Below are 11,485 nucleotides of genomic sequence, written 5' to 3' on the forward strand. Positions count from 1 at the left end.
AAAGCACCAGCTTATTTGATTGAGAAAAATAATCTAAATTAACTTATTTCTTCGCACCAAAGCGACACCAGCACAGTAAAAGCAAGCACCACCTGACTATCCCATCCATTTGACTGACAAGGTTCAAAATGACGACGGAACAAGCAAACCCAGCACCACAAAAAAATCGAAAACCTGTACTCGTTGATCTCGCATTACAAGGTGGTGGCTCGCATGGCGCCTATACTTGGGGTGTGCTGGATCGATTTTTAGAAGAACCATGGATGGAGTTTGACGGTATATCTGGCACTTCTGCTGGCGCAATGAATGCAGCTGTTATGGCCGATGGTTTGGCGGCAGGGGGGCGTGAAGGCGCAAAGCAAGCTCTCGAAAAATTCTGGCGTACCGTTGCCGATGCAGCCTTGCTCAGTCCATTTCGCCGTGGTCCCATTGAGATTCTGACTGGAAAATGGACGCTTGATTATTCTCCTGCTTTTGTCGCCGCAGATTTGTCGACGCGTTTGTACTCGCCCTACAGCAGCTTTATGGGCAGCGAAAATCCGTTGAATAAAATTTTGGAGGAGTGTGTTGATTTCAAACGTCTGGCCAACACCAGCATTCCCCGTTTATTTATCACCGCAACCAATGTCAACACGGGTCGTGGCCGTGTGTTTCGCAATGCTGAAATTACACCCGATGTTTTAATGGCCTCGGCCTGCTTGCCTACGACATTCAAAGCCGTTGAAATTGACGGTAAACCCTACTGGGATGGCGGCTTTACCGGCAACCCAACGATCACACCCTTGGTACGCGACTGCGAATCGGATGACACGATTTTAGTTACCATCAATCCAATTTCCCGCCCTGGTACACCGCGCACCCCCAATGAAATCAACAATCGACTCAACGAGATTTCGTTTAACTCTCCCTTAATCAAAGAACTCCGCATGGCGGCGCTGTTGCGTCAAGTTGCGAATGAAAATAGCACCGGCGAAGGTGCGCAGTGGGCCAAGATGCGCATTCACCGCGTAGAAAGTGAAGACATTATGTTGCAGTTGGGTGCGTCATCCAAAATGCTGGCGGAGTGGGCGTTTTTTTGCATGCTACGCGACGAAGGACGCAAAGCGGCTTCGTCATTTTTAGCCAAGCATGGCGACGATATTGGCGTGCGTTCAACGCTCGATATTGACCGATTACTCACCGAGGTTTAATCAAATGGGCTTACTGGGTATTTTACTGGGTCTAGGTTTTCTGATCTGGATGTCATTTCGTGGTTGGAGTGTATTGGTTCTAACGCCTCTGGCGGCCTTAATCGTTGCACTCAGCTCGGGCGAGCCTATGCTAGCGCACTGGACGCAAACCTTTATGGGTGCAGCAGGCGTTTTTGTAGCGCAATTCTTTCCGCTGTTCTTAGCGGGTGCCGTTTTTGGTAAATTAATGGACGATAGCGGTTCAGTTACCGAAATTACGCGTTTTATGACCGAAAAACTCGGCATCCAGCGCGCGATTTTGGCGGTGGTATTGGCAGGCGCATTGGTCACTTACGGTGGCGTGAGCTTGTTTGTTGCGTTCTTTGTTATTGTGCCCATGGCGCAAGGCTTATTTCGCAAAGCCGATATCCCTTATCGTTTAATGCCAGCCGCAATTGGCTTGGGTACCTTTACGTTCACGATGTCGGCGATGCCTGGTACCCCTGCCGTGCAAAATGCCATTCCAATGCCATTTTTTGGCACAACGCCGTTTGCTGCACCGGGTTTAGGGATCATTGCATCCATCGTTATGTTCAGCTTCGGGATGTGGTGGTTACTGCGTGCCGCTGACCGTGCGCGCCGTGCCGGAGAAGGCTACGGCCGTATTGACCAAATCGACCAGAATGAAATCGTTGCCGAAATGGCGGATAACTCACTCACCCGTGAGCATGCGTCAACGGCAGATTCTTTTGACCCCCGTGAGATTCACACTGGCTGCCATAGCGCGCAATCCCCAAGTATTTTGATCGCTGTTTTGCCACTGCTCGTCGTGATTGTGGTCAATTTTCTGATGTCGATGGTGATCTTGCCAAGGATGGACACCAGCTTTTTAGAAAACTCGCAATGGGGTGGCATTAGCCTATCCTCTGTGAGCGGAGTGTGGTCGGTGATCGTGGCCTTGCTATCTGCCATCGTGGTGCTCATGATTGGCAATCGCAAACGATTACTCAATTTACGAGAAAGCGTGGCTGCAGGCGCAAATGCGTCGAGCTTGCCAATCCTCAGCGTGGCTAGCTTAGTAGGTTTTGGCGCAGTTGTCGCCGCGATGCCCGTGTTCTCGCTGGTGACAGAATGGGTACTATCCATTCAAGGTGGCCCATTAGTCTCGTTGGCCGTATCAACCAATATTCTCGCCGCATTAACTGGCTCAGCCTCGGGTGGGATGACCATTGCACTCGATGCCTTAGGTGCTAGCTATTTACAATTAGCGACTGAAATTGGCATGGATCCTGCATTATTGCATCGCGTTGCGGTGATCGGCTCAGGCACATTAGACAGCTTGCCGCACAATGGCGCAGTCGTCACTTTGCTCACTTTATGTGGATCGACGCACAGCAAGAGCTACTTAGATATTGTGATGAGTTGCATTGTTGGCGCGGTGATTGCACTGATCGTGGTGATTGTGCTGGGTACGATGTTTGGCTCGTTTTAAGGCATAAATAAAAAAGTCCTCGCTGCTGATTTTCTCAGCGGCGAGGACTTTTTTGCTTTTCAAGGTTTAGCGTGTGGTGCTAAACCACTGATTGGCGTGCTGCAATACTTGCTCGTTCAAAACACCTGTTGATGCAGCGAGTTGCAAAGTAGAGAAAATATAGTTGTACTTAGCCAGCACCAAACGATAGCGCGTCTCGTAGTAACGCTGATTGGCATCGAGCACATCCAGCATCGTACTCACACCAACCTCATGACCCAGCTTGGTTGAATCAAGCAAGGACTTACTCGAAGTCAGTGCCTGTTGCAGTGCACGGATTTGCGCTGCCCCTGCTGAAACACCAAGGAAAGCTTGTTTATTGCTTTGCAGCGCATCACGGCGAGTCGCCTCGACACGATCCACCTGCTGATCACGATTGGCTAAACTTTCCCGTAATTGCGAAGAGCGACGTCCACCCGTATAAAGCGGTACAGAAAATTGCACCCCAATGACTCCCGTACCTAATCGATCTGTGCCACCATTCCGAGATAATCCGCTGCCATCAAAGTTTTGACCGTAACTCGCCACTAAATCCAAAGTCGGTGAATCTTGCAAACGATACAATTCAATATTCTTGGCAACGATATCTAAATTTAATCGTTGCGCGAGTAAATCAAAACTTCCAGTTTCAGTTCGCGCTTGCCATTCTTTTAAATCATTCGGCACAGGCAAGGTAGGCTCAATATTATTGGCTGCAGTTGCCAAATTGGTCGGCTCTAAGCTCGTAATCAAGCGGAACGCATTTTGCCGAATATCTAACTCATTGGCCGCAATGATCTCTGTTGCAGTAATGCCGTCATACCTTGCTTGCGCAGCATTAACATCGTTTATATTGGCGGAGCCCACCTCAAATGAGCGTTTTGCCTGCGCTAACTGCTGCGCAACCGCCTCACGCTGCGCCACAGACAGAAGAACATTTTCTTGCGCCGTAATCACATCGAAATAACTCAATGCAACACGCAAAATTAAAGATTGCTCGGCAACGCGAAATTGCAAATCAGCGAGTTCTGTTTGCTTTGACAACTGATCGGCTGCAACAAACGCCTCTTGCCGATAAATGGGCTGAGTCAAACGCACACTAAAACCGTAGGTTTGGCCTGACTTGTCAATTTGGGGGTTCATCGGCGTTGGATTACCCGGTGAACTATCAATACGTGCGTGATTGACATTGGCGCCCAAACCCACCTGCGGCAGCAATAAAGAGCGCCCCTGTACTTCCTTTTCCTGACCAGCAATTTTGGCCGACTTCGCTGCCGAAAAATTCGCATCGTAGACTTGCGCAGCTCGCCAAGCATCCATCAAATCCACAGCCTGAGCCGAGCCTGCAAAAGTAGCTGCCATCACGAAGAAAATCGATTTAAGTTTCACATCAGCCTCATTGTCAATCTAGTGGTGGGCGCTGACAAAGCACTAAAAAATATGCCAACAACGGAGAGTTTGCCATAACTTAGTTGGCAAAACCATGGAAACTCTGTATTTACAATGTAAATTTTGACTACGCAATATGCTTTGCGATACATTCTAGCAAGCTTGTATTGTAACTGTAAGCAAACAAAAGCCGTAAGAAAAATAAACAAAAAAAACAAGACCTAATCGCAAGCACTTCACGGAGAATTTATATGAGCGCTGCATCTGATCAAAAAATTTCGCGCCTAGCGCTAACCGCCATGGTCGTCGGATCCATGGTTGGCGCAGGGATTTTCTCTATTCCTGCTCGATTTGGCGCAGCAACAGGCCCATTTGGCGCAATTATCTCTTGGCTGATTGCTGGTGGCGGCATGCTGATGCTGGCCTTTGTTTTCCAATCCCTCGCAATGCGCAAACCAGAAATCGATACCGGTATCTATGGCTATGCCACAGCAGGGTTTGGTAACTACGCCGGTTTTATTGCAGCCTTCGGCTTTTGGGCTGGCACCTGCTTAGGTAACACGACCTACTTTATCTTGATCAAATCCACTATTGGTGCGGTCGTACCCATGTTTGGTGATGGCAATACGCCGATGGCTGTATTTTTCTCATCCATCATCTTGTGGGCTGTTCACTTTATGATTTTACGTGGCATCAAAGAAGCCGCGTTTATCAATCAAGTGGTCACTGTCGCTAAAATCATTCCGCTGATTTTATTCGTCATCATCATGATCTTTGCATTCCAGAAAGATATGTTTGTTGCCAGCTTCTGGGGTGGTGGTTCATACAGTTTTGCCGATTTATTTGCGCAAGTTCGTAGCACCATGCTGGTCACCGTATTTGTCTTTATCGGTATTGAGGGCGCGAGTGTCTACTCTCGTTTTGCAAAAAAACGCGAAGATGTTGGTTGGGCCACAGTAATGGGCTTTATCGGCGTTCTTTGTCTTTTGGTAATGATTACCTTGCTACCCTACGGCGTGATGCTACGTCCTGAGTTGGCAGGTCTACGCCAACCCTCTATGGCCGGCGTCCTTTCCTATGTAGTCGGTCCTTGGGGTGCTTGGTTTGTTAGTATTGGTTTGATTGTATCGGTGCTTGGTGCCTATTTAGCTTGGTCACTATTAGCAGCAGAAGTCTTGTTTTCCGCAGCCAAGAGTAAATTGGTTCCGCAGTTTTTGGCTCGTGAAAACAAAAATGGCGTTCCAGTTGCTGCGCTTTGGATTACCAACATCTTGGTACAAGTCTTTCTGCTATCCACCATGTTTGCACAAGAGGCATTTAACCTTGCGCTAGACATGACCAGCGCCATGACCTTGATTCCCTATGTTTTAGTTGCCGCTTATGCACTCAAGCTCACACTCAAACGAGAAACCTACGCCGCTGATGAAACTTCTTTGTCGCGCGATATGAAAATCGCGGGCGTAGCAACACTTTATGCACTGTTTATGCTGTTCTCAGGCGGGTTCAAGCATATTTTATTGGCGTGCATTCTATTTGCGCCAGGATCCATCATGTTCATCATGGCGCAACGTGAGCAAGGTAATACCGTATTTAATACAGCAGAAAAAAGCTTGTTTATCGCAATGACCATCGGCGCCATCGTTGGGGTCATCGCACTTGCAACTGGCCAGATCACGATCTAGGTAATTCCTACCCAATAAGGAGCTTATGCAATGACTGCAACAAATACTTTCGGTGTTCATTCAGAAGTTGGTGTACTGCGCAAAGTAATGGTCTGCGCCCCAGGCCTTGCTCATACTCGCTTGACGCCAAGTAATAACGACTCACTGCTATTTGACGATGTAATGTGGGTACAAAATGCCAAGCGTGACCATTTTGACTTTATGAGCAAAATGCGTGACCGTGGTGTTGAAGTACTTGAAATGCACAATCTACTAGCAGAAACAGTCGCGATCCCAGAAGCCCGTGCGTGGATTTTGGATCGTAAAGTCACTGTTAATAACGTCGGCATTGGCCTCGTTGATGAAACGCGCGCATACCTTGAAAGCTTGGATCCACGCCGTTTAGCAGAAGTGCTCATTGGTGGCGTTTCAGTCATGGATTTGCCCGATGAATTTTCAACGTGCGGCTATTTAGATTTAGTTCGCGAATCACACGGCGTGACTGAATACCTATTGCCACCGCTACCCAATACACTTTATACCCGCGATACAACCTGCTGGATTTATGGTGGTGTAACGCTCAATCCTCTGTATTGGCCAGCACGCAAAGAAGAAACACTACTCACAACGGCAATTTATCGCTTCCATCCAACCTTCACTAGCGCAAGCTTTGAATACTGGTTCGGTGACCCTGATACCAACTACGGCAGCGCAACCATCGAAGGTGGCGACGTAATGCCGATTGGTAATGGCGTCGTATTGATTGGTATGAGTGAGCGCACATCTCGCCAAGGCATCAGCTTATTGGCCAACAATTTGTTCAAAAAAGGTGCTGCGGAGCGCGTCATTATTGCGGCAATGCCAAGCAAACGTACGGCGATGCATTTGGATACGATCTTTACTTTTGCTGACCGCGATGTCGTTACCATGTCTCCCGAATTCATGAGCCAAGTACACGCCATTTCACTACGCCCAAGTGACAAACCAAGCGGCATTGAAGCGACGATTGAGAAAAAATCATTTACTGACGTGGTGGCTGAGTCACTCAACTTCAAAAAACTACGTGTGGTAGAAACTGCAGGCAATCATTACGCCTCGGAACGCCAACAATGGGATAGTGGTAATAATCTGGTTGCTGTAGCGCCAGGTGTTGTTTTTGCTTATGACCGTAATACTGAAACCAATACGCAACTCCGCAAAGAAGGCGTTGAGGTCATTACGATTGTTGGCGCAGAGTTAGGCCGTGGTCGTGGCGGTGGACACTGCATGACTTGCCCAATTGTGCGTGATGCTGTTGATTTTTAAGCGGGATGAATAAACGACAATGAAACTGTATCATTGTTGAATTAATAAAACCTCACTCAGGCTTAATTCTGAGTGAGGTTTTATTACGTGAATAACTTCAAACTGTTGATTTGCTAAGCCATAAATTCAACAGTCAATGAATTGAAATTTTTGCTCTATAGACTTGTACTCATCGTTTCTAACGATGCACAAATCTAACCATCTGTCTTTTTGATTGGAAACTGTTTATGTCACTTATTGATGCGAAATTCACGCACGCAGTGCGCAATACGATTGCGCTATCCGCAGCACTGACACTACTCGTTGCGTGCAAGCCTGCCGAAGAAGCGCCGCCACCTGAGTTACGCTCAGTCAAAGTGATGCAAGTCGGTGGACAAGATGGTACCGATTTGACCGTACTCTCAGGTACTGTTCACGCCAAAGATCAAATCAATCTCGCATTTCGCGTGGATGGCCGAATGGTTAGCCGCTCGGTGAATGTAGGTGATTTAGTTAAGGCTGGACAAGAAGTGGCCGTCCTCAACCCAGATACAGAACAAAACGGCGTTATTGCTGCCGAGGCAAATTTAGAAGGTGCTCGCGCCTTACTGATCGAAGCCCGTGCCAATGAAAATCGCAATCGCTATTTACTATCGCAAAACTTTATTTCCCAAGCGGCCTTTGATCGTATTGTTCAGCAAGCCAATAGCGCCCAGGCCCAAGTCAATGCCGCACAAGCAAATCTAAATATTTCGCGTACTCGCCTGGGTTACACCCGTCTTATTTCTGATGCCACTGGCGTTGTGACCGCAGTGGGCGCTGAGCCAGGCGAAGTGGTACAAGGCGGCCGTATGGTCGTTGAGCTTGCTCTACAAGACGGCCGTGATGCGATTTTTAATATCCCGTCACAGCTAAAAGATACCGTACCCAATGATCCAAAAATCAGCATCAGCCTATCAAAAGACCCTTCTGTTTCTGTTGAAGGTAGAGTGCGTGAAGTGGCTCCGCGTGCCGACCCTGTGACAGGTTCATTCCGTATTCGAGTTGCATTAATTGATCCTCCACCTGCGATGCGCCTAGGCACTACCGTAACGGGCCGGATCAAGATTGATACCCCAGAGGGCTTTAACGTTCCAAGTACCGCGCTGACGCGGGGTGATGGTGCGGCGGCGGTATGGGTTGTAGACAGCAAGACCAATCAAGTCGCACTACGAAAAGTAGAAGTAGCACACTCAAACCTTTCCAGTGTAGTGATTAGTAAAGGTTTGGCAGCGGGCGATCTAGTTGTCACCGCAGGTGTACAAGCTTTACGTGCAGGTCAAAAAGTCAACCCACTTCGAGGTGACAAATGATCGGTCCAAATCTGTCTGAGTGGTCGATTAGTCGCCGCTCACTGGTTGTTTTCTTGATGATCATGGCCTTGATTGGCGGTGCGATGGCCTTTTTAGGCCTAGGTCGCGCTGAAGATCCTACTTTTACCACCCGCACAATGGTCGTACAAGCTGCATGGCCTGGCGCCTCAATCGAGGATACGATCGAGCAATTAACGGAGCGGCTTGAGCGCAAACTGCAGGAAACACCCAATGTCGATACCGTACGCAGCTTTACCAGTGCTGGCGTTACAACAATCTTTATCGACTTAAAAGGCTCAACCCCTCCCACAGAGGTACCTAGTACATGGCAATGGGTACGTAATAATATCAATGACATTCGCGGAACCCTACCCGCTGGAGTGGTCGGACCTGGCTTTAACGATCAATTTGGCGACACCTTCGGGACGATCTATGGTTTTGTCGGTGAAGGCTTTAGCAAGCGTGAACTCCGTGACATTGCCGAAGATGTTCGATCAAAACTACTGCATGTGCCTGACGTCTCAAAAATTGAAGTCTTAGGCGCACAGAACGAACAAATTGTGATCGAGTTTTCAACTGAGCGACTCGGTGGACTGGGCTTGGACTACGGCGCGATTGCTCGCGCTTTACAAGCCCAAAATCTGGTACGTCCTTCTGGTGTCATACACGGTGACAGCGAACGAATTTCACTACGGGTTTCTGGCTCGTTTGATACCGAAAAAGACATTGAAGCCATCAATTTTGCCGTTGGCGACCGGATGATACGCTTAGGCGATATCGCTACGGTAAAACGTACATTCGTCAATCCACCGCAACCCATGTTCCGCGTGAATGGTGAGCCTGCAGTGGGTATAGCGATTGCAATGCGCGACTCGGGTGACATTCTAGCTCTCGGTGCAAATCTAAAAAAAGAAATGGCTGAAATTCGCGCCAAACTGCCAGCGGGCGTTGAGCCGGTCTTGGTTTCCGATCAGGCTGTAACGGTCGATGTAGCGATTAACGAATTTACCACGTCGTTATGGCAAGCCATTTTGATCATCATTGCGGTGAGTTTTGTCACGCTTGGCGCTCGTCCAGGTACCGTCGTTGCATTGTCTATCCCACTCACGCTAGCGATTGTGTTTGTGGTCATGCAAATGTACGGCATTGATTTGCAACGTATCTCACTGGGTGCACTGATTATTGCATTGGCCTTGATGGTCGATGATGCAATGACCACCGTCGATGCGATGATTCGCCGATTGGGCTTGGGTGACTCAAAAGAAGACTCCGCCACTTATGCCTACAAAGCATTAGCAGCACCGATGCTGATTGGCACCTTGGTGACTATTGCGGGGTTTATCCCTATCGGCTTTGCTGCAAGCTCGGCCGGTGAATATACCTTCTCTATTTTTGCTGTAGTTGGGATCGCACTACTTGTTTCTTGGTTGGTAGCGGTCATCTTTGCGCCGCTCATTGGTATGGCTTTACTCAAAGCGCCAAAAGTAGACCCTGATAAAAAACCAAGTGCACTGCTTAACCTTTTTAGCCGTTTCCTGAATGGGGCAATGCGCGCAAAATGGCTAACCATTTCACTGACTGTGGGTGCATTTTGCTTAGCATTATTCTCGATGCAATTTGTGCCAAGCCAGTTTTTCCCTTCTTCTGATCGGCCAGAGATTCTAGTTGATATTACATTGCCGCAAAGTGCCTCCATTTTTGCCAGCGAGAATGTATCTAAGCGACTTGATAAAGTACTCAAAGATGATCCCGATGTAGCACATTGGAGTGCGTATGTTGGCCGTGGCGCAATTCGTTTTTACCTGCCATTGAATGTGCATTTGCCCGATCCATTTTTAGGGCAATTTGTTATCGTCGCCAAAGACTTTGAAGCTCGTCTGCGCTTACAAGCAAAACTAGAAAAAGTGCTCGCAAAAGAGTTTCCAGATGTTGTGGCACGCGTCGGCCCGCTTGAACTTGGGCCACCCGTAGGCTGGCCTTTGCAATACCGTGTCAGTGGCGAAGATACCAATGAAGTTCGCCGAATTGCACAAGATGTTGCACAAATCATGGGGAATAGCCCCCAAGCACGTCATGTCAATTTTGATTGGTTCGAACCTGCACGTCAGCTGCGCCTGCAAGTCGATCAAGATCAAGCAAGACAATTGGGGGTGAGCTCAAGCTCGCTGGCAGCAGCACTCAATGTGGCAGTTTCTGGCTCAACCATCACTCAAGTACGCGATGGCATTTACTTGATTGATGTCGTAGCGCGCGCCAATGATGACCAACGTCTCTCATTTGCAACGCTGCGGACCTTACAAGTGCCGCTGCCAAATGGGCGGAATGTGCCACTCAGCCAATTTGCTACTTTTAAAGAAGTGCAAGAATTACCTCGAATTGGCCGTCGTGACCGCGTACCCACATTGACCGTGATGGCCGACGTGATTCCTGGCGTACTACCTGATGCCGTCGTAGCCGAACTTGAGCCGAAAATAGCCAAACTGAATGCCACCCTAGCCAAAGGCTACAAAATTGAATTGGCGGGTGTAGCCGAAGAAAGTGCCGCGTCGCAAGCCTCTGTAATGGCCGTAGTGCCTGTTATGTTAGCCATCATGTTGGCGATTCTGATGTTCCAACTCGTCAGCTTCCGGCGTTTAGCGATGGTGGTTGCACTGATGCCGATGGGCATGATTGGTGTGGTCGCTGCGCTATTGCTTTCAGGTCGACCGTTGGGCTTTGTTGCAATTTTGGGTATTTTGGCGCTCTTGGGCATGATTGCAAAAAATGCAGTCATCTTAATTGACCAAATTGAAAGCGACCGAAAAGACGGCAAGGACATCTGGGATGCTGTCGTGACAGCGAGTACATCACGCCTTCGCCCGATGATGCTCACGGCACTCTCGACAATTCTTGGCATGATACCGATTGCGCCGACTGTATTCTGGGGGCCAATGGCTTTCGCGATTATGGGTGGGCTTTTCGTCGCGACGCTGCTGACTTTGATCTTCTTGCCTGCATTGTATGTGGCTGTGTTTGGCGGTACTCCGCCAGCTAAAACACCAACTGAAACAGCCCCTGCAGACACTGAAGTCCAAGCAGCTCAATGAAAAAGCAAACAAAAACTGCACTAATCCGGTGGGC

7 protein-coding genes are annotated in these 11,485 nt (G+C 48.6%); 6 read left to right on the forward strand and 1 reads right to left on the reverse strand.

Annotated features, from left to right (window positions below; translation table 11 throughout):
- Positions 1-128 precede the first annotated feature (128 nt).
- Together K4H28_RS13075 and K4H28_RS13080 are read left to right on the forward strand one after the other, a co-directional pair.
- A complete protein-coding gene (locus tag K4H28_RS13075) occupies positions 129-1,190 on the forward strand; it encodes a patatin-like phospholipase family protein (RefSeq protein ID WP_221005592.1) in 1,062 nt (353 codons plus the stop codon).
- A gap of 4 nt (positions 1,191-1,194) precedes the next feature.
- A complete protein-coding gene (locus K4H28_RS13080; RefSeq protein WP_221005593.1) occupies positions 1,195-2,661 on the forward strand; it encodes a GntP family permease in 1,467 nt (488 codons plus the stop codon).
- 66 nt (positions 2,662-2,727) lie between these two features.
- Here K4H28_RS13080 and K4H28_RS13085 read toward each other — a convergent pair whose 3' ends face one another.
- Positions 2,728-4,068: a TolC family outer membrane protein gene (locus K4H28_RS13085; RefSeq protein WP_221005594.1), complete on the reverse strand. Its 1,341-nt coding sequence runs from the start codon at positions 4,066-4,068 to the stop codon at positions 2,728-2,730.
- Positions 4,069-4,319: 251 nt separating this feature from the next.
- Here K4H28_RS13085 and K4H28_RS13090 point away from each other — a divergent pair, with 251 nt between their 5' ends.
- The 4 genes from K4H28_RS13090 (at position 4,320) to K4H28_RS13105 (ending at position 11,451) form a co-directional block, all read left to right on the forward strand.
- Positions 4,320-5,750, forward strand: coding sequence for a basic amino acid/polyamine antiporter (locus tag K4H28_RS13090; RefSeq protein WP_221005595.1), 1,431 nt, complete (start codon positions 4,320-4,322; stop codon positions 5,748-5,750).
- 30 nt (positions 5,751-5,780) lie between these two features.
- Positions 5,781-7,034: an arginine deiminase gene (arcA, locus tag K4H28_RS13095; RefSeq protein WP_221005596.1), complete on the forward strand. Its 1,254-nt coding sequence runs from the start codon at positions 5,781-5,783 to the stop codon at positions 7,032-7,034.
- Positions 7,035-7,261: 227 nt separating this feature from the next.
- Positions 7,262-8,365, forward strand: a complete 1,104-nt coding sequence (locus K4H28_RS13100; RefSeq protein ID WP_221005597.1) for an efflux RND transporter periplasmic adaptor subunit — start codon at positions 7,262-7,264, stop codon at positions 8,363-8,365.
- Complete coding sequence (locus K4H28_RS13105) at positions 8,362-11,451, forward strand: efflux RND transporter permease subunit (protein ID WP_221005598.1); 3,090 nt, start codon at positions 8,362-8,364, stop codon at positions 11,449-11,451. The genes K4H28_RS13100 and K4H28_RS13105 overlap by 4 nt, the downstream gene beginning before the upstream one ends.
- Positions 11,452-11,485 lie beyond the last annotated feature (34 nt).

It is taken from the genome of Deefgea tanakiae (assembly GCF_019665765.1).
Lineage (GTDB): Bacteria > Pseudomonadota > Gammaproteobacteria > Burkholderiales > Chitinibacteraceae > Deefgea > Deefgea tanakiae.